The sequence below is a fragment of the Streptomyces sp. NPDC046870 genome (genome assembly GCF_040704595.1).
In the GTDB taxonomy this organism is placed as follows: domain Bacteria; phylum Actinomycetota; class Actinomycetes; order Streptomycetales; family Streptomycetaceae; genus Streptomyces; species Streptomyces argyrophylli.
In genome coordinates this window covers 57,631-79,474 of record NZ_JBEYXM010000007.1, presented here as the reverse complement: position 1 = coordinate 79,474, position 21,844 = coordinate 57,631, and the positions used below count along the sequence as shown (strand labels likewise).

Genomic DNA, 21,844 nt, shown 5'->3' with positions numbered 1-21,844 from the left:
CGCGCCCCGCGTTCCGCTACCCACGTCCCGCGCCCCGCGTCGCCCCGGCGTCCTGAGCCGCGTACTCCCCGGGGAGTACCCCTGATCACCTCGCCCGGCTGACGCCGTCCCGGCACGCCGGCGTCTAGCGTGGCCCGCATGGACGAGCAGCAGGGCGGCGGCCCCCCGCACTGGTGGCGGTACGGGCCGCCGGGGTGGCACCGCCCGGACCGCGCCGAGGCGCACCGCGCCCGGCTGCCGTGGCGTTCCACCGTGCTCATCACCGCGTTCGTGCTGGCCGGCAGCAACTTCGCCGCGCACGGCCAGCCGGACCGGGTGCCGCTCGACGGCTACGCGCGCCTGCTGCTGCTCGCCGCCTCGGCCCCGCTGCTGTGGCGGCACCGCCACCCGGTGGCGGTGGTGTACGGGACGGCCGCGGCGGCCCTGGCCTATCTGGCCCTCGGCTACCCCTACGGGCCGGTTCTCCTCACCGTGGCGGTCGGCTGCTTCGGCGCGGTCGTCGCCGGGCACCGTCGGGCGGCCTGGGCCGCCGTGGCCCTGTTGTGGGCGGGACACGCCCTGGTCGCGCTCTGGCTGTACCGATGGCTGCCGCCCGCCGGGGACCGTGGCGCGGGCATCGGCCAGGAGATCGTCGTCGCCACCTGGGTGCTGGCCGTCGTCGCCCTCGCCGAACTCGCCCGGGTGCGGCGCGAACAGTGGGCCCGGGAGCGCGCGGACCGCGCGGAGGCGGCACGGCGGCGCGCGGACGAGGAGCGGCTGCGCATCGCCCGCGAGCTGCACGACGTCCTCGCCCACAGCATCTCCGTCATCAACGTCCAGGCGAGCATGGGACTCGCGCTGCTGGACGGCGACCCCGAGCAGGCGCGGGCCGCGCTCACCACCATCAAGGCCGCCAGCAAGGAGGCGCTCGGCGAGGTGCGCCAGGTTCTCGGCACCCTGCATGCCCCGGGCGCCGCGCCGCGCGCTCCCGCGCCCGGCCTGGACCGGCTGCCGGAACTGGTCGAGCAGGCCGCGGCGGCCGGCCTGACCGTCGAGACCGAGGGCGAGCCGCCCCGGCTGCCGCCGGGTGCCGGCCTGGCCGCCTTCCGCATCGTGCAGGAGGCCCTCACCAACGTCGTACGGCACTCCGGATCACGGCACGCGCGCGTGTGCTTCGCGTACACCGACGGCGTGCTGCGGCTGCGGATCGACGACGACGGGCCGGCGACCGGCGCGGACGCCGGGGGCGGCGGCAACGGGCTGGCCGGCATGCGGGAGCGGGCCGCCGCGCTGGGGGGCACCATCGAGGCGGGCACGCGCCCCGACGGCGGCTTCCGGGTGCTCGCCGTCCTGCCGTCGCACCTCGGGGAGGACCAGTGATCCGGGTACTGCTCGCCGACGACCAGTCGCTGGTGCGCGCCGGTTTCCGGGCGCTGCTCGACGCCCAGCCGGACATCGAGGTGGCCGGTGAGGCGGCCGACGGCGAGGAGGCGCTGCGCCGGGTGCGCGAGCTGCGGCCGGACGTCGTGCTCATGGACATCCGGATGCCACTGCTGGACGGTCTGGCCGCGACCCGGCGCATCACCTCCGAACGGGAGGCGGCGGACGTGAAGGTGGTCATGCTCACCACCTTCGAACTGGACGAGTACGTCTTCGAGGCGATCCGCGCGGGTGCCTCCGGCTTCCTGGTGAAGGACACCGAGCCGGACGAACTCCTGCGCGCCGTGCGGGCGGTGGTCGAGGGGGACGCACTGCTGTCGCCGGGTGTCACGCGCCGGCTGATCGCCGAGTTCGCGGCGCGGTCCAAGCAGCCCGCGGCCGCGGACGCGCTCGCCCGGCTCACCGAGCGGGAGCGGGAGGTGATGGCGCTGGTGGGCATCGGCCTGTCCAACGAGGAGATCGCCCGCCGGCTGGTGGTCAGCCCGCTCACGGCCAAGACGCACGTGAGCCGGACCATGGTGAAGCTGGGCGCCCGGGACCGCGCCCAACTCGTCGTCCTCGCCTACGAGTCGGGGCTGGTACGACCCGGCTGGCTGGGCTGAGCCGTCCGCCGGAAGCGCACCAGCACGCTGACCACCCGGGCGACGAACACGACCGCCGCGACCGCCGTGCCGAGCCGCAGCAGGACCTTCGACGGCAGGCCGGGCAGGTCGAAGAGGAGCGCGGGCCCGGCCACGGCGCCGAACAGCACCGCCGCCGCGAACGCGGCGCTGACGAGCGCGTACCCGGTCTCCACCGTCGCCGCGTCCCGCTCCGCCTTGTTCCGGCGGCCCCCGTCCGCATCCATCCCGTCAGTCTCACAGGCGTGCGCCCGGCGGGGCAAGCGGTCCCCACCGGGCGCACGCGCGAAGGCGTCCCCTCTTTCCCGGTTCCGCCTAGTCGCGGACCGGTACGCGATCCGCGTCCGCCTCGGTCAGGCTGGCCGCCTCGGTCAGGCCGTCCGTCTCGGTCACCGTGGACCTGGCGACCACGACCGACCGTCCCCGGCGGGTGCGGCGCAGCCCGGTGAGCGACAGCAGCAGTCCCACGACGGCCATGGCCGCGACCACGACCAGCCCGGGCCGGTAGCTGTCCAGGACGGCCTGCGGGGTGGCCTTCGCGGGAGCGTGCGCGGTCACCACCGCCGTCACGACGGCCAGGAAGAGCGCGCCGCCCACCTGCACCGAGGTGTTCAGCAGACCGGAGACCATGCCCTGCTCGTGCTCGTCCACGCCGTTGGTGGCCTGCACGTTGAGGGACGGGAAGGTCAGCGCGAAGCCCGAGCCGACCAGCAGCATGGTCGGCAGGATCACGGCCGCGTAGACCGGGTGCAGATCGACGCGCAGGAACAGCACGTATCCGACCGCCAGCAGGACGAAGCCGAGCACGATCAGCCGCGCGGTGCCGAACCGGTCGATGACGGCCCCGACCTTGGTCGCGGAGAGCGCCACCAGCGCGCCCGCCGGCAGGAACGCCAGCGCCGTGTGCAGGGCCGACCAGCCCAGCACCTGCTGCATGTAGAGCGTGACCAGGAACTGGAAGCCCGTGTAGCTGCCCACGAACGTCAACGCGCCCAGCTGGGCCCGGACCTGCGGCCCGGAGCGCAGCACCCCGAGCCGGATCAGCGGGCTCGGGCTGCGCAGCTCGACGAGCACGAAGGCGACCAGCATGACGGCCACGGCGACGAAGGACAGCAGCGTCCGGGCCGAGGCCCAGCCGGCCCCGGGCGCCTCGACGACGGTGAACACCAGCAGCAGCATCGAGGCGGTGCCGAGGACGGCACCCGGGACGTCGTAGCCGCCGTGGTCGCGTTCGCGCTCGCTGCGCGGCAGCAGCCTCATGCCCACGAGCAGGGCGAGGAGCGCGACGGGGGCGGGCAGCAGCATGGTGAAACGCCAGCTGGCCTCGGTGAGCAGCCCGGAGAAGACGAGGCCCATGGAGTAGCCGGCGGCGGCGCAGGTGGTGTAGATCGACAGGGCCCGGTTGCGCAGCGGGCCCTCCGGGAACGTCGTGGTGATGATCGACAGGCCCGCCGGTGCCGTGAAGGCCGCGCTCAGGCCCTTGATGAAGCGGCTGGCGATCAGCAGCGGCCCGGAGTCCACGAGTCCGCCGAGCAGCGAGGCCAGTGCGAAGACGCCGAGCGCCACCAGGAACACCTGACGCCGGCCGAGCAGGTCGGCGGTCCGGCCGCCGAGGAGGAGCAGGCCGCCGTAGCCGAGGATGTAGCCGCTGACGACCCACTGCAGGGTCGAGGTGGAGAGGCCGAGGTCCGAGCCGATGGACGGCAGTGCGACGCCGACCATCGACACGTCCAGGGCGTCCAGGAACATCGCGGCGCACAGCACCAGCAGGGTGCCCCACAGTCTGGGTGTCCAGCGGACCGTCGGGGACGGGGCCGCGGAGGTGGTGAGCGGAGAGGTCATGCCGCGTAGACTTACATGCACGTGCATGAGATGCAAGCGCATTTAATGACGGTGCAATAATCGCGTCGCTCTGCTACGGTGCGCTCATGGCGGCGAAGAAGCAGCCCGAACAGGCGCTCGTGGAGCAGTGGCGGGACATCCTCGCCCTGCACGCCCGCACCCAGTGCGAAGTGGACCGGGCGCTGCACGGGCACGGACTGTGCGCGAGCGACTTCGAGGTCCTCGACCTGCTGGCCGAGGGCGCGGCGGCGGACGGCGGCTCCGCCTGCCGGGTGCAGGAGATCTCCGACCGGGTCCACCTCAGCCAGAGCGCGCTGTCCCGGCTGATCGGCCGGCTGGAGAAGGACGGCCTGGTCGAGCGGGCCATGTGTCCGGAGGACCGGCGCGGGGTGCGGGTGGCCCTCACGGCGAAGGGGCGCGCGCTGCACGACGAGGTACGCCCGGTGCAGCGCGCGGTGCTGGCGAGGATGCTGGCCGAGACGGACTGACGGGTCCCGGCGGCGGCCGGTGCCGTCGGGGTCGCCGCCGCGAGGTGCAACCGGCCGGCAGGCGCGGGGAGTCCGGCCCCGGCAGGGATCTCCCCAACCCCTACGGCCATCGGCGGCCCGTCGCCGGGCGAGCGTGTCCGGGGCACCCGGACGGCAGTACCGGCCCGTGGTGCGGCCTGGAGGCGGCCGAGCGGCACTGTGCGGGGGATCGCCGGCCGTGAGGACGGCGGCGGCACGGCGGCCGTGCCGCAGGAGAGCCGCGCGTCGCTCCGGCGGGTCGGCCGCCGGCACCGGCAGGCGGCCGGCCTCACCGCGGCGCTCAGTGCGCGAGGGCCCCCATGGGGTCCCAGGCGGGAAGGACGATCGGCGGCTGGTCGAGGGCGGCGGCCAGCTCCGGCGGGAGTGCGGAGCGGCGTACGGCGATCTCGAAGACGTGCTCGGCGAACCACGAGTCGTTCATGGTCCAGAAGCCCTTGTCGGCCTTCGCCTCACCCCAGCTGTTCTCCACCCGCCAGCGCCGCGGACTCCCGTCCACCACGTCGACGCCGGTGAACAGCATCGCATGGGTCATCTGCGTGTCGTGGTGCAGCAGCCGGTCGGCCTTGTCCAGGGTGAACGGGGCGTCGTAGACGGCCGCGTAGTCGAACAGCGCGGCGTCCCAGACGCCGGCGTCCGCACGCATCATCTTGGCCACGTCGCAGCCGAACCACACCGGCTCGCCGCCGACGACCGCCTCCATGGCCAGCCGCTTCAGCAACTCCACCGGCGCGTTGAGATAGACCACCGGCGGGGCGTCCACGACGTTGCCCAGGTACTCGACGGTGAACGTGCGGCCGACCGGGCTCGACTCCCGCGGATCGTGCACCAGGCAGACGTACTCGTCCAGCGGCAGCTCGACGTACTCGGCGGCGAACTCGGCCGGGGTCAGCCAGCCGTCGCGGTGGAACTCCCTGTTCCTGTCCTCCCACTGCCACAGGAACCGCTGCGGAGGCGTGCCGAGGTGGATGCTGAGCACCCGGTGGACGGCGGCCAGCACCTCCCGCTTGTGCCCCCGCTGGGCCTCCGCCCCTTCGGCGGCCAGTGCGCGCAGATCGCGGGCGCCCTGGCGGAGCAGGGTCTGCAGGGCCCGGTTCATCGCCCGGGTCGAGGAGGAGCTGTCGGTCTCCGGCATGGCCGACTTGGGGACCAGGCCGTGCTTGGCGACCAGGGCGACGAACATGTTCCACTGGCCGCCGTCACCGATCGGGTCCGCCAGCAGGTGCGCCACCGTGCGGTCGTCCACGTCCCGGTCCGAGGTCTCGACGACGGCCTCAAGGAAGTGGTTCGCCCGCTCGAACTTGTCCCACCACAGCAGGTAGTTCTGGGAGAACTCGAAGTCCTTCACGCCCAGCTTCCGCGCGGCGCCGACCCTGAGCAGGTTGAGCCCCGCGAACATCCAGCAACGGCCGCTCTGCTTCTGGTCGGTGACCTTCCAGTCGTCCAGGTGGTGGGAGACCGAGTGGTCGATACCGGTGAGTATCCGCCGGTCGAGGGCGACGTCGTCGACGGGTGTCTGGGTGACCGCGTTCTGCATCAGCCGGTTCACCGGGCGAGCGGCGAACTCCTTCTCGAACAGCTCCAGCTCGTTCGGCGTCAGGCCGCGCTCCATGGGCCGGCGGGAGTCATCGTCTCCGAAGGTCACAGCGGTCCGCCTCCAGTTCCCAGGGTTTCGTGACAGGAGCGCGCCCTCACCGTCGCACGGCGGTTCGGCCGTAGTCAACGGAGTGTCGAAGCGCGGCGCCCGCCATCGGCGGCGCCGGCCTGTTCGACACGTGGATTCCTGTGCGCATTCCTGAACGCACGGCGGAAACAGGTCGGTTAATGCATGCACACGCGCTGGTTGCGGACGGGTGAGCGCGTCATGATGGGCCCATGACGTTGGCCTCGCGCGCGCTCGCGCAACTGGCGACCTGGCCGGACCTGAGACAGGCCGTCCCGAGCTGCGGTCAGGGACAGGCGGTGCGGTCGGCCCAGGGGGAGATCGCGCACTTCCACTCCGAACGAGATGTGGATCTGCGGCTCACCGACCGGGCCATCCGGCGGTTCGCCAAGGACCTCAGGGGCTCGGACGCCATCAGGGTCGTACCCGGCTCGCAGTGGGTGACCCTGCGCCTGGACGCCGCGAGCGACGTCGACCTGCTGCTGACGCTGGTCAGCGTGGCGCTTCAAGCCCCCCAGACGTGGCCCGATCCGGCGGACCGAACGGTGGTGGGCTGCAACGACCAGCGCGGTGCGGGCTTCGTGAAGGCCGACCTCGGCGGTCTCTGAGGCGGGGCCGGGAGCCGGAGGCCGGTCCGGCCGGGACCGTCTCAGACCGTCAGCACCCGGACGCCCGCCTCCTCGAACCGCCGCACCGTCTCCCGCTCCGCCGCCGCGTCCGTCACCAGCGTGTCCACCAGCTCGGCCCCGCAGATCCGGGCGAACGCCCGGCGGCCCAGCTTGCTGGAGTCGGCGGCGACCACCACCCGCTCGGCGCGCTCGCACAGCAGCCGGTTGATCGCCGCCTCCGCCTCGTCGTGCGCCGCCGCCCCGTGCGTCACGTCCAGGCCGACGACACCCAGCACCGCCACGTCGAGCGTGATCTGGCCCAACACCCCGTCCGCGAGCGGGCCGACGAGTTCGTACGACTGCGCACGCGCCACCCCGCCCGTCACCACGATCTTGAACTGGGGCCGTACGGCGAGCTCGTTGGCGATGTTGAGCGCGTTGGTGACCACGGTGAGCGCGGGTGAGCCGGCGGCCAGGTCACCGCGCACGGCCAGCGCCCGGGCGACCTCCGTGGTGGTCGTCCCGCCGGTCAGTCCCACCGCCTCGCCCGGAGCGAGGAGTTCGGCCACCGCCTTGGCGATGCGCTGCTTCTCCGAGGCACGCCGGGCCGTCTTGTAGCGCAGCGGGAGTTCGTAGGACACCCCGTGCACCACGGCCCCGCCCCGGGTGCGGACCAGCATCTGCTGTTCCGCGAGCTGGTCGAAGTCCCGGCGGATCGTGGCCGCCGACACCGCCAGCTCGGCCGCCGCCTCCTCGACCTCCAGCCGGCCGCGCTCGACGAGCAGTTCCAGCAGCGCCTGCCAGCGGGCGTCCCGGGACATCCGCGCTCCCTTCCGTTCGATCTCCCGGCGACCCCAGGGCCTCTCGTCTGGAATCAGGCCGGATCCGAACGAAAGACCCTAGCGCACCCGGCATGACGTCCGGATGCTTGTTAATGCTCGAAAGGTGGCTCTATCTTGCAGGAACAATCAGCCGGGGAGGGTCTGGGCATGACACATGTCGAGGACGAGCTGAACAGCCAGCCCGAGTGCTGGACACGGGCGGCCGAGCAGGCGGGGCGGCACCGCGCCGCGCTGCCGGAACCGGGGGAGCGGGTCGCCGTCGTCGGATGCGGGACCTCGTACTTCATGGCCCAGGCCGTGGCCGCCCTGCGCGAGGGCGCCGGACAGGGCGAGACCGACGCGTTCCCCGCCTCCGAGTTCCCGCACGGGCGGTCCTACGACCGGATCCTCGCCCTCACCCGGTCCGGCACCACCACCGAAGTACTGGCACTGCTGGGCGAGTCGGCGGGGCGGACCCACACCACCGCCGTGACCGCCGACCCGGACACCCCGGTCGTGTCCGCCGCCGACGACCTGGTCGTGCTCGACTTCGCCGACGAACGCTCCGTCGTCCAGACCAGGTTCGCGACCACCGCGCTCACCCTCCTGCGCGCCCACCTCGGCCTGCACACCGACGCCGTCGTCGCCGACGCGCGCACCGCCCTCGCCGCGCCCCTGCCCGAAGGGCTCGTGGAGTGCGCGCAGTTCACCTTCCTCGGGCGCGGCTGGACCGTCGGGCTGGCCCACGAGGCCGGGCTGAAGATGCGCGAGGCCTCCCTCTCCTGGACCGAGTCCTACCCGGCGATGGAGTACCGGCACGGCCCGATCAGCGTCACCACCCGCGGAACGGCCACCTGGATGCTGGGCGCGGCGCCCGACGGTCTCGCCGGCCAGGTCCGCGCCACCGGCGGCCTGTGGATCGAGGGCGGCCTCGACCCCCTCGCCGAACTCGTCCGGGTCCAGCGGCTCGCGGTCGCCGTCGCCGCCGCCCGGGGCCTCGACCCCGACCGGCCGCGGCACCTCACCCGCTCGGTGATCCTCGCCCCCTGAACCCGCCGGCCCTCCCGGAAGGACACCTCACGTGCCCCTCGCGTCCACCGGCGAGCTGATCACCCGGGCCGCCGCCGCCCGCGGTGCCGTCGCCGCGTTCAACGTCATCACCCTGGAACACATCGAGGCCGTCGTCGCCGGCGCCGAGTCGGCCGGCGCACCCGTGGTCCTCCAGGTCAGCGAGAACGCCGTCAGGTTCCGCCACGGACGGCTGCGACCGCTGGCCCGCGCCGCCGTCGCCGCCGCCGAACGGGCCGCCGTGCCCGTCGCCCTGCACCTGGACCACGTCCAGAGCGACGACCTGCTGCGCCAGGCGCCCGGCGCCGGGTTCAGCTCGGTCATGTACGACGCGGCCCGCCTGCCGTACGCCGGCAACCTGGCCGCCACCCGGGCCGCCGTCGACTGGGCGCACGCCCGGGGCCTGTGGATCGAGGCCGAACTGGGGCAGATCGGCGGCAAGGACGGCCGGCCCCCGCTGGACGCGCACGCCCCCGGCGCCCGCACCGACCCCGACCAGGCGCAGGAGTTCGTCGCCGGCACCGGCGTCGACGCCCTGGCCGTCGCCATCGGCAGCCGGCACGCCATGACCACCCGCACCGCCGTCCTCGACCTCGGCCTGCTGACGCGGCTGTCCGACGCGCTGACCGTGCCGCTGGTCCTGCACGGCTCCTCCGGGGTGCCAGACGACGGTCTGGTCGCCGCGGTCGGCGGCGGCATCACCAAGGTCAACGTCGGAACCGCGCTCAACGCGGCCATGACCGGGGCGGTCAGACAGTTCCTCGCCGCCCGTCCCGAGGCCGTCGACGCGCGCACCTACCTCGGCGCGGGCCGGGAGGCGATGGCCGGCGAGGTACGGCGGATCATCGGGGTCCTCTCCCGGACCGGCGGCTGACCAGTCCGGTACCCGGCATGATCCGAACGAGCGGGCCTAACCCCTCCTGACCGCCCTCAGCACCACGAACTTCGGGTCGGACGCCACCAGTTCACTGTTGCCGAACAACCGCCTCAGCTTCACGTGGTACCCCAGGTGCCGGTTCCCGATCACCCACAGCTCACCCCCGGGCCGCAGCGCGCGCAGCGCCCCCGTGAACATCCGCCACGCCACCGCGTCCGTGGTCGCCTGGTGGGAGTGGAACGGCGGGTTGTTCAGGACCAGGTCCACACTGCCGGGCGCCACCCCGGCCAGCCCGTCCCCGACCCGGAACTCGGCGTGCCCCGGCACCCCGTTCGCCTTGTACGTCGCCTCCGCCGAGGCCACCGCCTGGTACGACTCGTCCACGAACAGCACCTCGGCCCCCGGATCGGCCAGCGCCACCGCCGTACCGACCACGCCGTTGCCGCAGCCGAGGTCCACCACGCGCCCGGCGCCGGGGCCGGGCAGGTGCCGGAGGAAGAAGCGGGTGCCGATGTCCAGCCGCTCGGCGCAGAACACGCCCGCGTGGTTGACCACCGTGCGCCCCGACACCGCGCCGACGCCGTCCGGCAGGGCGTAGCTGTACGGCCACGGGTTCGCGGGCCGCTCCAGCGCCGGGTCCGGGGTGCAGAAGATCAGCCGGGCCTTCTGCCGGGCCAGCGAGGTCCGGGTCGGGCCGAGGATCCGCTCGAACAGCCGGAGCGTCGAGGTGTGGATCTCCTTCACCATCCCGGTGCCGATCACGACCGTGCCCGCGTGCACGGCGGGCGCCAGCCGCAGCAGCTGGTCCTCCAGCAGCGCCAGGCTCTTCGGCACCCGCACCAGCAGCACGTCCACCCGCTCCGGCGGCGGGTCCTGGGTGGTGAGCAGCCGCACGGCACCGGGTTCCACGCCCGCCCGCGCCAGGTTCGCCCGGGTCGCCTCCTGGCCGAGGAAGGAGTCGGTGATCTGCGTCGGCCGGTGCCCCGCCAGCGCGGTCACCAGTGCGCCCCAGCGGTCCCCGACCACCACGACCGCGCCCGTGAGCGGTACCTTCTCCTCCGCGAGGTGGCGCAGCAGATACGCGTCGGAAGCGTCCCAGGCGCGCAGCGGGTCGCGGGGGTCCTCGGGGAAGCGGGTCAGCTCGACCTCGCCCCACGGTGTCGTCATACGGTCGCTCATCGTGCGTCCAGGCTAGCGGAGCCGCAGATCAGAGGGCGTGGGGCAGGATGGGGGCATGGAGGACGAGCTGTTCGGCCGGGAGCGCGCGGAGGTCGCTCCGGGCGCCGTGCACGTCCCGGACTGGCTGGACGGCGAACGGCAGCGCGCCCTGCTCGCCGCCTGCCGGGACTGGGCCCGGCCCCCCGCCGGACTGCGCACGGTCCGCACGCCGGGCGGCGGCACGATGACCGCGCGCCAGGTCTGCCTGGGCTGGCACTGGTACCCGTACGCCTACGCCCGCACCGTCGTCGACGGCGACGGCAGCCCCGTCAAGCCGTTCCCGGACTGGCTCGACGCGCTGGCCCGCCGCGCGGTGGCCGACGCGCTCGGCCCGGACGCCCTGCCGGCCACGCCGTACGACATCGCGCTGATCAACTTCTACGACGGTGACGCCCGCATGGGCATGCACCGCGACGGCGACGAGAAGACGGACGCGCCCGTGGTCTCGCTGAGCCTCGGCGACACCTGCGTCTTCCGCTTCGGCAACACCGGGACGCGCGGGAAGCCGTACACCGACGTCGAACTGCGCAGCGGCGACCTGTTCGTCTTCGGCGGCCCGTCCCGGTTCGCCTACCACGGCGTGCCGCGCGTCCGGCCCGGCACGGCCCCGTCCTGGCTGGGCCTCGACGGACGGCTGAACATCACCCTGCGGGTCAGCGGCCTGTAGCCGGCGGGCGCAGGCCGCCCGGAGTGCGGATCATGGGAGACTCGCCCTCATGAGCGGCAAGGCGGATCCCCGGGCAGCGGGGGAGAGGACCACCTCCAGGGCGCGGCTGGACCGCGGGCGCGGGGCACTCGGGCCGGCGCTGGAACTGGTGCACACCGGACGGGCGCCCACCCGCGCCGTGCTCACCGCCGAACTCGGCGTCACCCGGGCGACGGCCGGCGCGGTCGCCGCCGAGCTGGAGGCGCTCGGCCTGATCCGCGTGGACGCCCGCCCCGGCTCCGCGGCCGGCTCCCAGGGACGCCCCTCGCACCGGCTGGAGGTCGCCGAGGACGGTCCGGTCGCACTCGCGGCCCAGATCCACGCCGACGGCTTCCGGGCCGCGCTGGTCGGCCTCGGCGGACGGATCGTGGCGACCGCGCCCGGCTGCGAGACCGTCGACGCAGACCCGGCGAAGGTGCTCGGCTCCGTGGTCGAGGCGGGCGCGGAACTGCTGCGCAGCACCGGCCGGCGCTGTGTCGGCGCCGGACTCGCCGTGCCGTCCGCCGTCGCCGAACCCGCCGGCCTGGCCCTCAACCCCCTGCACCTGGCCTGGCCCGCGGGCGCCCCCGTCCGGGAGATCTTCGCGGAACGCGTGCGCGCCGCGGGCATCGGCGGACCAGCGTTCGCGGGCAACGACGTCAACCTCGCCGCACTGGCCGAGCACCGGCACGGCGCCGGCCGGGGCGCGCGGGACCTGCTGTGCGTCGCCACCGGGCACCGGGGCGTCGGCGGCGCGCTCGTCCTGGACGGCCGCCTGCACACGGGCAGTTCGGGGCTCGCGCTGGAGGTCGGCCACCTCACGGTCAACCCCGAGGGCCGCCCCTGCCACTGCGGCAGCCGGGGCTGCCTGGACGTCGAGGCGGACCCGCTCGCCCTGCTCATGGAGGCGGGCCGGGAGCCCGGCCCCGAGGTGTCGCTGGTCCAGCAGGCAGGCGACCTGCTGCGCACTCAGTACGACGACCCGGCCGTCCGCAGGGCCGCCGAGGTCCTCATCGACCGACTCGGCCTCGGCCTGGCCGGCCTGGTCAACATCCTCAACCCGGACCGCATCATCCTCGGCGGTCTGCACCGCACCCTGCTGGACGCGGACCCCGGCCGGCTGCGCGCGGTGGTCGCCGCCCGCAGCCTGTGGGGCCAGAGCGGTGGTGTCCCCATCCTGCCGTGCACCCTGGACCACAACAGCCTGGTCGGCGCGGCGGAACTGGCCTGGCAGCCGGTGCTGGACGACCCGCTGGAGGCGCTGGCCGGGAGTGAATAGGGTCTTCGGTCCGGATCAGGCCGGATCGGGGCGCGGTGCCGGACCCCGCGAGCCCGGCATGATCCAAACGAGAGACCCTAGTCGGCGGTGACGCCCCGGTACGCGATCCCCGCCGGGCCGTTCCCGTCGTACAGCACCGTGCAGTTGCCGCAGGCGCGGTCCGGAAAGGGCAGCCGGTCCGCGTCCAGCGCGGCCCGCCACACGGCGTGCGTCGGCCGGCCGTCAGGCGCCCAGGCTCTGACCTCGGCGTCGGTCAGCGGCCGCATGTACGGCCCGCCTCCGGTGCCCGTGGCCGCCACCATGACCGACTGGTCGAGGACCGAGGCCGTACCGCCGGTGTAGACGTACTCCATCCATTCCTCGTCCCTCCACAGCTCCTCGACGGTACGGCCCGGGAAGCCGTGGTCGTCCCGCGCCGGCTCCGCCTCCTGCTCGTGGCGGAACGCCGCTGCCAGATCCGGCTGGTACCGCCCCACGTGACACCATCCGTTGCCACCCATCACAGACCTCCCGCCCCACGTCCACCGGTCACGGGCACCGTAGGACACGGCACTGACAACGGGCCCCGCCCCCGGACGCGAGACGGCCGCCGGCGGAAGCGTCCGGGGGAACCACCGGATCGGGCCGCTGCCCGCTCAGCTCCAGTCGGTCCCGAACGCCCGCCCCGGGTGCACCGTGAGGACGCGGTCCACCAGTTCCGCCCCCACCGCCTCGGCCAGCCGCTGCCGAACCCGGCGCAGCAGATACGGCATCCCCGGCCCGCCGTCGACCGAGCGGGCCCCGGCGGTCACCGTGTCACCGCCGAGCAGCAGCCGGTCCCCGAACCCGGCCTCCGCCAGGTCCCGTACGGCCTCCGGCATCCGCCAGTCGGTGGCGTGGTGGGCGCGGGACGGGCCGTCGAAGGCCAGCCAGCAGCCCGACGCGGCGGCCTGCCGGTGCGTCACCGGGTCGGGGGAGCGGTTCAGGTGCCCCAGGATCACCCGCTCGGCCGGCACGCCGCACTCACCGCACAGCAGGTCCAGGACGTCCAGGGCACCGGTGCCCAGCTCCAGGTGCACGGCGATGGGGGCGCCGGTGGCGTGGTGCGCCTCGGCCGCCGCCGCCATGGTCCGGCGGGCATGCGCGTCGAGCCCGTGGAAACCGCCCGCCACCTTGATGAGGCCGGCCCGCACACCGGTCGTGCCGATGCCCTCGGTGAGTTCGGAGACGAACAGGTCGGCGAGCCGCACGCCGCGCAGCCGGTCGAGCGCCCCGGGGTCGTAGTGCGCCGCCTGGTGCAGTCCGGTGGCGCAGACGATCCGCACCCCGGTCGCGCGGGACAGCTCCGGCAGGTCCGCCGCCCGCCGTCCCATGCCGTGCGGCGTCCACTGCGCGACGGCCGCTCCGCCCGCCGCGCGGAAGGCCGCCAGCTCCGACCGCGCGGCGCGGACGTCGTCCAGCTCCTGGCCCGGCAGCCGCGGGCTGCGCAGGAACAGGTGGTCGTGCGCGTCGCACACGCCGAGCTCCTCGGCCGGGATGTCGCCGAGGACCGTACGGACGCGGGTCACCACTGCCGTCCGCGCGGGAGCCGGCCCCGGCCGGGTGCGGACAGGTGCAGCACCTCGAAGACGTCCCCATCGGCCTCGGGCGCCTCGTGCTCCCAGAGGGAGAAGTGCACCAGCTCCCAGGCGTGGGTGTCCACGGCCGCCGCCGCGAGCACCGCGCCGTCCCGCGCCGCCAGCCGCTCGGTTTCGGCCGCCGCGTCCGCCATGAAGGACGCCAAGCGCACGCCGTCCGGCACCCGTTGGCGCCGGCGCAGGGCGGACGCCGGTGCGCAGGCGGCGGCTGCGCCCTCCTCGAAGGCCAGGCCGGTCCACTGCCGGACCGCGGGCCGCCCGAAGTCGTCGACGGGCCCCTGGAAGGCTCCGCCCCACAGGAAGCTGTTCATGCCCTCCAGGGTGTTCCAGAGGTAGAACGGGCCGTACTGGTTCACCGGCGAGCCGTTCACACCGCGTTCGCGCATCACGTAGGTCTTGACGCCGAGGCCGTCCCAGTCGTCCAGGAGGTGCCCGACACGGGCGACACGGGAGCGGATGGCCCCCATGTCGTAGTCCGCGGGCAGGGTGAACTCGTACTGCATGGCGTGCATCGGGATTCCCTTCTCCGGCCGGGGAGCCGGCCACTGCTCAGGCGGGGTGGTCGGACAGGTCCGCGACCTGGTCCTCCGGCCCGGGTCGCGCGGGAGCCAGCAGGGAGAGCAGGCCGCGTACGCCCGCGTCGAAGGCGGCCGGCGACCCGGACGCACGGGCGAGGACGTAGCCGCCCTGCACGGTCGCGACAACGGCAGCGGCGATCTGCTCGCCGTCCAGGCCGGGTGCGAACTGCCCCTGTCGCTTGCCCTCTTCGACGATCCCGGCGATCCGCCCGCGGATGGCGGCGATGGTCGCGTCGACCGGCGCGCGCAGCTCGTCGCTCGCGATCACGTCCGGGTCCATGGTCAGCCGCCCGACCGGACAGCCCCGCAGCACGTCACGCTCGCGCAGCAGATACGCCTCGATGCGCTCGTACGGCGTGCCGGGACCGTCGAGCACGGCCTCGGCGGTGGCCCGCAGCTCGTCGGCGGTGCGCCGGATGGCCGCCAGGGCGAGGTCCGGCTTGCCCTTGAAGTGGTGGTACATGCTGCCCTGGCCGGCCCCGGCGCGCTCCAGGATCGCCTTGGGGCTGGTGCCCACGTACCCGTGCTCCCACAGCAGGGCACGGGTGGACTCGATCAGTCGTTCCGAGGTGCTCATGGCGGCACTGTACATACTAGTAGTTACAGTCGGCCGCCTGTTCGGGGAGCAGCCCGGTGCCACCGCCGTACTCCCCGCGAGGTACGCGTGCTGCCGCCGGCCGCACGACGACCCGGACCCCCTGTGGCAGGGACCCTCGGGACATCACCCGATGACCCGAACCGACGAGGGAGAGACCCAAGATGCAGAACCTGGCGCACTGGGCCGGCGGCGGACCCGGCCCCTGGATCCTGTTCGTCCCGCTGGTCTGGGCGGCCGTCGTGACCGGCGCCGTGACCGTGCTGCGCCGCACCGCCCGGCGCGGAGGCGGCGGCCCTTGGCGGCCGGTGGGCGCGGGGCGCCCGGCGGGCGACTCGCCGCTCGCGGTCCTCGGCCGCCGCTTCGCCTCCGGGGAGATCGACGAGGACGAGTACTGGCGCCGGCTGTCCGTCCTGGAGGAGCAGTTCGGCCGGGCCGGGAAGGGCGGCACGGCATGACCCCGGGGACCGGCTGATCCCGGGCCGGGCACGCTCCGCGGGCCGGGGCTCGGCCGGGCAGCCGCCGCGGCGTGGGGGAGGGCACCGCGCTCACCGGGACACCGAAGCGGGTCGCCCCTGGGGGTCGGCCCGCGCCGGCGCCCTGTCTTCGAGCGGGGCGCGGCGGACGCGTGGCGGGCCCGGTGCTCCCGGCCGGCCGGGGTGTGGTGGGCCGGGAACCGCTCGTGCGCGGGGCGCCCACGTGGCCGGCCGGCAGTCTCCGCGTGTCAGGACGGCACGGCTGACCGGGCGGGCGCCGGTGTCTCGGCCGGCACGGGGGCGGGCCCCGCGGCGGGTGCGGGCGTCCCCACCGGCGCCGTGGCCGCGGCGGCGACGGCCGCCGTGTCGACGGTGGGTGCGGTACGGCGCAGAGGCGGGGGTGCGGGACTCGCGAGGGGCGCGGCACTCGCCGGTACAGGGGCCGCCGGGGCCACGCGGGACCCCACCGCACCAGGTGCCCCCGGGGCGGCCGCCTCCGCCGGGGCGGCTGCCCTCGTGGGTACGGCCGCCCTCGCCGCGGCGGGCGCCGGAGTGCCCCGTACCGCTCCGCGCGGCGATCCCGGCGGATGGCTGCGGGCCGTCACCGGGGCCGGGAGCGTGAACCAGACGACCTTGCCGTTCTCGCCGTCGGGGCGGGCGCCCCAGCTCTCGCTCACCGCGGCCACCATGGCCAGGCCCCGCCCACAGGTGGCCAGCGGCGTGGCGGCCATCGCCTCCGTGGCGTCGGCCGGCACCGGAAGACGCGGATCGTGGTCGCGCACCGAGACCGTGAGCCGGTCCGGCAGCAGCTCCAGCTCGACGGTGCACGACTTGTCGGGCCTGGCGTGCCGGTGGACGTTGCTGAGCAACTCCGTCACACCGAGCGCGGCCCGGTCTATCAACGGGTCCATATGCCAGTAGCGCAACTGCGCAGATACGATTCTGCGGACCTGGCCGATCCGCGACGGCAGGGCTTGGAGCTCCACCGTGCAGTGCCTGCTTGGGTGACTGATCACGGCTGCGACTCCCCGATGTGAGGTCCGGAGGAACCGGAAGAACACGGAGAACAACGGATCCAGCAGGGTGCTTGCGTCCAAACGTCCGCCTGCTGTCGTGGCCGGCGGGCTGGTTCGCAGCGTTATCGCCGGTAAACCCAGAGTGACGTGAGACCAGCGTGGCGCAGCGGATGCGCTCCCGCAACTCGCCGCGACCGACCGCTGCTCGGCGTAGCCGACCGGCCGCCGCCGAGCACGTGCGACCGGCCGCCGTTCCACATGTGCGACCGGCCGCCGGTCGGCGTGTGCGGCTGACCGTCGCCGGTCGTGGGCGGGCGCGCTCCTCAGCCGCCGCGTCCCGCCGCCCGGCGGACCGCCTCGACGAACCGCCGTGCGGCGGGCGGCCCGGGCCGGCCCGGCGCGGGGTCGCGCGCGCCCATCGTCAGCAGGTACCGGGTGCCGTTGACGTCGGCGAGCGCCCGGTCGTCCGGTACGAACCACGGCTTGGACGCGCGTACCGCCTGCACCGGCGCGCTGTCTATCTCGCTGCCGTAGCTGGTGAGCAACTGCAGCCTGCCGTCGCTGATCCGGACCTGTCCGGCCCGGGTGAGCGATCGCAGGCGTCTGCCGATGCGCACGCCGGTGGCCGTGAACTCCGGTTCCGCCATGTCTGGCCGCCCCCTCGCGGTGTACCCGTGGTCCCCTGTCGCGCCCCCGTTCGGGACGGTGGTCCCGTCGCGTGCAGTCTGCCCCGGCTCGGCGTGGAGCACCAGTGCGCGCGGGGCGCGCGCGGCAGCCGCCCGGAGCACTCGCGCCCATGCGCCCCCCTCGGGCTCGCTCATCCGTGCCCCAGCGCGTCTTTGGGTGGCTCAAAGATGCGTTTATGCAGGTGGGAAGCGGTGTGAAAGCTGCCTATGCTCGACCTGCCGGCCCGCGTGAGGCGCCGTCGGCGAGCAGCGTAAGGAGCCCCGCCGTGAGCACCACTCCCCAGATCAGCACCGGCGCCACCCTCGACGTCGACCGCAGCGATCCCGCCTACCGTGACTGGCTGAAAGAGGCCGTCCGCAAGGTTCAGGCCGACGCGAACCGATCGGCGGACACGCACCTGTTGCGCTTCCCGCTGCCCGAGCGGTGGGGTATCGACCTCTACCTCAAGGACGAATCCACCCATCCCACCGGCAGCCTCAAGCACCGGCTCGCCCGTTCCCTGTTCCTCTACGGCCTCTGCAACGGCTGGATCCGTCCCGACCGCCCGGTGATCGAGGCCTCCAGCGGTTCGACGGCGGTCTCCGAGGCCTACTTCGCCAAGCTGATCGGCGTGCCCTTCATCGCGGTCATGCCGCGCACGACGAGCGCGGAGAAGATCCGCCTGATCGAGTTCCACGGCGGGCGGTGTCACTTCGTGGACGACCCCCGGAAGATGTACGAGGAGTCCGCACGCCTCGCGGTGGATACCGGTGGTCACTACATGGACCAGTTCACCTACGCCGAACGCGCGACGGACTGGCGCGGCAACAACAACATCGCCGAGTCGATCTTCCGTCAGCTGCGGCTGGAGCGGTTCCCGGAGCCGGCCTGGATCGTCGCCACGGCGGGCACCGGCGGCACCTCCGCGACCCTCGCGCGCTATGTCCACTACATGCAGTACGACACCCGCATCTGCGTCGCCGACCCGGACAACTCCTGCTTCTTCGAGGGCTGGACGACCGCTGACCCGGACGTCACCTGCGACTGCGGCTCCCGGATCGAGGGCATCGGCCGGCCGCGCATGGAGCCGAGCTTCGTGCCCGGCGCGATCGACCGGATGATGAAGGTCCCGGACGCGGCCAGCGTCGCCGCCGTACGGGCCCTGGAGGCGGCCATCGGCCGGAAGGCGGGCGGCTCGACGGGGACCGGCCTGTGGAGCGCGTTCAGGATCGTCGCCGAGATGGTGGCCGGAGGGCGTACGGGCAGTGTCGTCACGCTGTTGTGCGATCCGGGCGACCGGTACCTGGACAAGTACTACTCGGACGCGTGGCTCGCGGCGCAGGGCCTGGACATCGCGCCGTACACCGCCGCGGTGGACACGTTCCTGGCCACCGGCGTGTGGCCGGACTGAGTCGTCCCCCTCCCCGGGCGGCTCCTCCTCGGGCAGCCGACGCGCGTCAGGCGGGTTGCGGGGTTGTGAGGGTTTGGTGACGTCTCAATTGAGGCCCTCTGAAAGCCGGTTGGATCTAAGCGGCTGATAAGATCATCCCACTTTTCAGTGGACTGACGGCGTGTCATGAACGCGTCTGGGGGACAGTCTCGAAGGCACCGTCGCGCTGTTCACGTTCCCGGCGCGATGCGACTTGAAGAGAGTCTCATGACGTCATTGACTCAGGATCCACTGCTGTGGGTCTTGTTGGTGGTGCTCGTCGCTGCGGTCGTCGCGGTGATGAGGGCCCGGAGAACCAATATGGCGCTCCGAAGAACGAAGAAGGACCTGGAGGCAGGACTCGGCGAGGCCCGCGGCGATGTCGGAGAGCTCCACGCGCACATCGCCACGCTGACCGCCCAGCACCAGCGCGACCTCGCGGACGTCCGGGCGGACGCCGAGGCGGCGACCAAGGCGGTGCTCAAGTCCGCGATGGGAACGCTCCAGTCGCTCGCGGAGGAGCAGCAGGTGCTCCTCGACAGCCTGCTGAAGAAGTACGGCGACACCACCGAGATGCTGGCCGACCTGATGACGGTCGACCACACCGGCAGCCAGTTCGGCCGCCGGGCCAAGGGCATCTCCGTGCTGTGCGGCGGCTGGCTGGGCCGGCGGGAGGGCGCCGCCACGGTCTACGACGTCGCGCGCAGCGCCCAGGGCCGGATCAAGGACTTCAACCGGGTCAGCGTCCACTCGCAGGTGAACGTCTCCCTCGTCGGCAAGGCCGTCGAGCCGGTGGCCGTCGTGCTGGCCGAGCTGCTGGACAACGCGACGAACTACAGCGCGCCCGGCACCCCGGTCGAGGTCAACATCCAGACCGTACCGACCGGCGTGTGCTTCATCGTCGACGACGCCGGGCTCGGCATGGACCAGGAGACCAAGGACCGGGCGGCGGCCCTGCTGTCGGTCGACGGTCCGGTCGACATCACCGGTCTCGGCGATCCGCCGCGGTTCGGCTTCGCCGTGTGCGGCATGCTCGCCGCCCGCTACGGCTTCGCCGTCTCCGTCGGTTCCGTGTCCCCCTACGGCGGAGTGCGTGCAGTGATCCGTGTGCCCGAAAGCCTCCTCGCGCCCGACGCGCCCGCCCCCGCGGCCGACGCCCAGGACGCCGCGGGCCCGGAGGCGGCCCCCCAGCGGCTGGCGCCGGTCCCCGTGGTGGGCCCCACCCACGTGGTCGGCACGACCTCGGGAGGTCTGCCCAAACGCCGGCGACGCAGCGGCCCCGTCACGGTCGTCCCGGCACTCGACGCCACCGCCGGTCCGGAGGTCACGCCCGAGCCCGCCAGCGAGGTGACGGCGTCCCGGCTCGGCGCGTTCGCGCGCGGAACTCAGCTCGGGCGTACCACGAACACCACGGAAGGACCTGACAACAAGTGAACATCGACCTGTCCTGGGTGCTGAACGACGTGCTCGAGGTACGCGGAGCCCGGCACGCGATCCTCGTCTCGGGCGACGGCCTGCTGCTGCAGCGCTCGGACGACATCGGGCGGGACGACGCCGAGACGAACGCCGCCGCGATGAGCTCCATGCAGTCGCTGAGCCGGGCCGTCGCGGGGTTCGTGGGAGCGGGACACGGGATCTGGAAGCAGACGCTGCTGGAGTACGACGGCGGCTGGATCTTCCTGATCGCCGCCGGCCAGGGCTCCTACCTCGCCGTCTCCGCCGCGCTGGACGTCGACATGGAGGCCATGTCGTTCCGCATGCAGAAGACGGTCACGGGCCTGAGCAAGGCGATGAGTGTGGCGCCCCGCTCGGACAACGGTGCCGGCGCATGACGACCCCCGGCGAGGAAGCCTCCGTCACCAGCGACTTCGTCCGCTCCTACGTCATCACCGGCGGCCGGACGCTGCCGGACTCGGACGACCTGGCGCTGCACACCCTGGTCACCATCGCTCCCGACCGGACACCCCCGCTGGGAGCCGGCCCCGAGGTGATGGCGATCTGGAAGCTGTGCGCGGGCGGCTACCTGTCGGTCGCCGAAGTGGCCGGCCACCTGGGACTGCCGGTGGGGGTGGCCCGGCTGCTGCTGACCGATTTATTCGAGCAGGGACACCTCCTGCGCCGCGCCGAGCCGCCCCGGGCTCAGAACGTTGACAGAGCGACCCTGGAAAAGGTTCTGAATGGACTCCAATCCCTCATCGGCTGAGACGGCCCCCGGCTCCATCTACGTCTCCAGCGCGGTGACCAACGCTGCCAAGATCCTGGTCGTCGGGCATTTCGCCGTGGGCAAGACGACCTTCATCGGCTCCCTGTCGGAGATCACCCCGCTGCGCACCGAGGAGAAGATGACGCAGGCGTCGCTCCACGTGGACGATCTCAGGGGCGTGGCCGACAAGACCACCACCACCGTGGCCCTGGACTTCGGCCGGCTCACACTCAGCGACGACCTCGTGCTGTACCTGTTCGGCACCCCCGGACAGCAGCGCTTCATGCAGCTGTGGGAGGACATGGCCCGCGGGGCGCTGGGAGCGCTGCTCCTGGTCGACCCCGCCCGGCTGGAGGAGACGTTCCCCGTCATCGACCTCGTCGAGCGGTACGGCCTGGAGTACGCCATCGCGGTCAACAGCTTCGAGGCGGGGACGGTGTACGAGGAGGCGGAGGTGCGCGAGGCCCTCGACCTGCTCCCGGACACCCCCGTCGTCTACTGCGACGCCCGCGACCGGCAGTCCTCCGCCCACGCGCTGATCGCGCTCGTGCGGCACCTGCTCACCCGAGCCGCCTGACACGACCGCCCGCGGCCGCCCCGCACGCCCACCCCCCGATCCCGGGCTCAGGCCCTTTGCCCGG

At 73.6% G+C, this 21,844-nt stretch carries 24 protein-coding genes and 1 pseudogene; 14 read left to right on the top strand and 11 right to left on the bottom strand.

Features of this window, described 5'->3' with window-relative positions:
• Nucleotides 1-138: 138 nt before the first annotated feature.
• Both AB0946_RS17850 and AB0946_RS17845 read left to right on the top strand, forming a co-directional pair.
• Nucleotides 139-1,359 carry a sensor histidine kinase gene (locus AB0946_RS17850; RefSeq protein WP_366761530.1) on the top strand — a complete coding sequence of 407 codons (1,221 nt, stop codon included), beginning with the start codon at nt 139-141 and terminating at the stop codon, nt 1,357-1,359.
• A complete protein-coding gene (locus AB0946_RS17845; RefSeq protein ID WP_366761529.1) occupies nt 1,356-2,021 on the top strand; it encodes a response regulator transcription factor in 666 nt (221 codons plus the stop codon). Before AB0946_RS17850 ends, AB0946_RS17845 begins: the two co-directional genes overlap by 4 nt.
• Here the strand turns inward: AB0946_RS17845 and AB0946_RS17840 are convergent.
• Together AB0946_RS17840 and AB0946_RS17835 are read right to left on the bottom strand one after the other, a co-directional pair.
• Nucleotides 1,982-2,266: a DUF6332 family protein gene (locus AB0946_RS17840; RefSeq protein WP_366761528.1), complete on the bottom strand. Its 285-nt coding sequence runs from the start codon at nt 2,264-2,266 to the stop codon at nt 1,982-1,984. The genes AB0946_RS17845 and AB0946_RS17840 overlap by 40 nt on opposite strands.
• 88 nt (nt 2,267-2,354) lie before the next feature.
• Nucleotides 2,355-3,881: an MFS transporter gene (locus AB0946_RS17835; protein ID WP_366761527.1), complete on the bottom strand. Its 1,527-nt coding sequence runs from the start codon at nt 3,879-3,881 to the stop codon at nt 2,355-2,357.
• Between the two features lie 86 nt (nt 3,882-3,967).
• On the opposite strand from AB0946_RS17835, the gene AB0946_RS17830 reads away from it, so the two are divergent.
• Entirely contained in the window at nt 3,968-4,369 is a 402-nt protein-coding gene (locus AB0946_RS17830; protein ID WP_366761526.1) for a MarR family transcriptional regulator, read from the top strand.
• A gap of 319 nt (nt 4,370-4,688) precedes the next feature.
• Here AB0946_RS17830 and AB0946_RS17825 read toward each other — a convergent pair whose 3' ends face one another.
• Nucleotides 4,689-6,050: a C1 family peptidase gene (locus AB0946_RS17825; protein WP_366761525.1), complete on the bottom strand. Its 1,362-nt coding sequence runs from the start codon at nt 6,048-6,050 to the stop codon at nt 4,689-4,691.
• 230 nt (nt 6,051-6,280) lie between these two features.
• Between AB0946_RS17825 and AB0946_RS17820 the strand changes: the two genes are divergently transcribed.
• On the top strand, nt 6,281-6,676 hold the full coding sequence (locus tag AB0946_RS17820; protein ID WP_366761524.1) for a luciferase family protein: 396 nt from the start codon (nt 6,281-6,283) through the stop codon (nt 6,674-6,676).
• A gap of 41 nt (nt 6,677-6,717) precedes the next feature.
• Here the strand turns inward: AB0946_RS17820 and AB0946_RS17815 are convergent, their stop codons facing one another.
• Nucleotides 6,718-7,497, bottom strand: coding sequence for a DeoR/GlpR family DNA-binding transcription regulator (locus AB0946_RS17815; RefSeq protein WP_366761523.1), 780 nt, complete (start codon nt 7,495-7,497; stop codon nt 6,718-6,720).
• Nucleotides 7,498-7,665: 168 nt separating this feature from the next.
• Here AB0946_RS17815 and AB0946_RS17810 point away from each other — a divergent pair, with 168 nt between their 5' ends.
• Both AB0946_RS17810 and AB0946_RS17805 read left to right on the top strand, forming a co-directional pair.
• A complete protein-coding gene (locus AB0946_RS17810) occupies nt 7,666-8,547 on the top strand; it encodes a sugar isomerase (RefSeq protein WP_366761522.1) in 882 nt (293 codons plus the stop codon).
• Between the two features lie 31 nt (nt 8,548-8,578).
• Complete coding sequence (locus AB0946_RS17805) at nt 8,579-9,439, top strand: class II fructose-bisphosphate aldolase (RefSeq protein ID WP_366761521.1); 861 nt, start codon at nt 8,579-8,581, stop codon at nt 9,437-9,439.
• A 36-nt stretch (nt 9,440-9,475) separates the two neighbouring features.
• Here the strand turns inward: AB0946_RS17805 and AB0946_RS17800 are convergent, their stop codons facing one another.
• Nucleotides 9,476-10,609, bottom strand: a complete 1,134-nt coding sequence (locus tag AB0946_RS17800; protein WP_366761781.1) for a methyltransferase — start codon at nt 10,607-10,609, stop codon at nt 9,476-9,478.
• Between the two features lie 67 nt (nt 10,610-10,676).
• Here AB0946_RS17800 and AB0946_RS17795 point away from each other — a divergent pair, with 67 nt between their 5' ends.
• Together AB0946_RS17795 and AB0946_RS17790 are read left to right on the top strand one after the other, a co-directional pair.
• A complete protein-coding gene (locus AB0946_RS17795; protein ID WP_366761520.1) occupies nt 10,677-11,327 on the top strand; it encodes an alpha-ketoglutarate-dependent dioxygenase AlkB in 651 nt (216 codons plus the stop codon).
• Between the two features lie 49 nt (nt 11,328-11,376).
• A complete protein-coding gene (locus AB0946_RS17790; RefSeq protein WP_366761519.1) occupies nt 11,377-12,624 on the top strand; it encodes an ROK family protein in 1,248 nt (415 codons plus the stop codon).
• A 77-nt stretch (nt 12,625-12,701) separates the two neighbouring features.
• Here AB0946_RS17790 and AB0946_RS17785 read toward each other — a convergent pair whose 3' ends face one another.
• The 4 genes from AB0946_RS17785 to AB0946_RS17770 form a co-directional block, all read right to left on the bottom strand.
• Nucleotides 12,702-13,100 carry a hypothetical protein gene (locus AB0946_RS17785; protein ID WP_366761518.1) on the bottom strand — a complete coding sequence of 133 codons (399 nt, stop codon included), beginning with the start codon at nt 13,098-13,100 and terminating at the stop codon, nt 12,702-12,704.
• A gap of 159 nt (nt 13,101-13,259) precedes the next feature.
• Nucleotides 13,260-14,171: a phosphotriesterase gene (locus tag AB0946_RS17780; RefSeq protein ID WP_366761517.1), complete on the bottom strand. Its 912-nt coding sequence runs from the start codon at nt 14,169-14,171 to the stop codon at nt 13,260-13,262.
• Nucleotides 14,168-14,752, bottom strand: a complete 585-nt coding sequence (locus AB0946_RS17775) for a DUF4865 family protein (protein ID WP_366761516.1) — start codon at nt 14,750-14,752, stop codon at nt 14,168-14,170. Before AB0946_RS17775 ends, AB0946_RS17780 begins: the two co-directional genes overlap by 4 nt.
• Nucleotides 14,753-14,789: 37 nt before the next feature.
• A complete protein-coding gene (locus AB0946_RS17770; protein ID WP_366761515.1) occupies nt 14,790-15,395 on the bottom strand; it encodes a TetR/AcrR family transcriptional regulator in 606 nt (201 codons plus the stop codon).
• A 182-nt stretch (nt 15,396-15,577) separates the two neighbouring features.
• On the opposite strand from AB0946_RS17770, the gene AB0946_RS17765 reads away from it, so the two are divergent.
• A complete protein-coding gene (locus tag AB0946_RS17765) occupies nt 15,578-15,871 on the top strand; it encodes an SHOCT domain-containing protein (RefSeq protein WP_366761514.1) in 294 nt (97 codons plus the stop codon).
• A 602-nt stretch (nt 15,872-16,473) separates the two neighbouring features.
• Here the strand turns inward: AB0946_RS17765 and AB0946_RS17760 are convergent.
• Together AB0946_RS17760 and AB0946_RS17755 are read right to left on the bottom strand one after the other, a co-directional pair.
• Nucleotides 16,474-16,905 (bottom strand): annotated as a pseudogene (locus AB0946_RS17760) (ATP-binding protein); the annotation flags it as partial.
• Nucleotides 16,906-17,228: 323 nt separating this feature from the next.
• Complete coding sequence (locus AB0946_RS17755; protein ID WP_366761513.1) at nt 17,229-17,552, bottom strand: hypothetical protein; 324 nt, start codon at nt 17,550-17,552, stop codon at nt 17,229-17,231.
• A gap of 305 nt (nt 17,553-17,857) precedes the next feature.
• On the opposite strand from AB0946_RS17755, the gene AB0946_RS17750 reads away from it, so the two are divergent.
• The 5 genes from AB0946_RS17750 (at nt 17,858) to AB0946_RS17730 (ending at nt 21,780) form a co-directional block, all read left to right on the top strand.
• The gene (locus AB0946_RS17750; RefSeq protein WP_366761512.1) at nt 17,858-18,982 is read left to right on the top strand and encodes a PLP-dependent cysteine synthase family protein; all 1,125 of its coding nucleotides are present in this window, start codon (nt 17,858-17,860) and stop codon (nt 18,980-18,982) included.
• 246 nt (nt 18,983-19,228) lie between these two features.
• Complete coding sequence (locus AB0946_RS17745; protein ID WP_366761511.1) at nt 19,229-20,434, top strand: ATP-binding protein; 1,206 nt, start codon at nt 19,229-19,231, stop codon at nt 20,432-20,434.
• Nucleotides 20,431-20,832 (top strand): roadblock/LC7 domain-containing protein, encoded by a 402-nt coding sequence (locus AB0946_RS17740; RefSeq protein WP_014671109.1) that lies wholly within the window; start codon nt 20,431-20,433, stop codon nt 20,830-20,832. The genes AB0946_RS17745 and AB0946_RS17740 overlap by 4 nt, the downstream gene beginning before the upstream one ends.
• Nucleotides 20,829-21,203 carry a DUF742 domain-containing protein gene (locus AB0946_RS17735; RefSeq protein ID WP_171158786.1) on the top strand — a complete coding sequence of 125 codons (375 nt, stop codon included), beginning with the start codon at nt 20,829-20,831 and terminating at the stop codon, nt 21,201-21,203. Before AB0946_RS17740 ends, AB0946_RS17735 begins: the two co-directional genes overlap by 4 nt.
• Entirely contained in the window at nt 21,178-21,780 is a 603-nt protein-coding gene (locus AB0946_RS17730) for an ATP/GTP-binding protein (RefSeq protein WP_366761510.1), read from the top strand. Before AB0946_RS17735 ends, AB0946_RS17730 begins: the two co-directional genes overlap by 26 nt.
• The last annotated feature ends 64 nt before the right edge of the window (nt 21,781-21,844 follow it).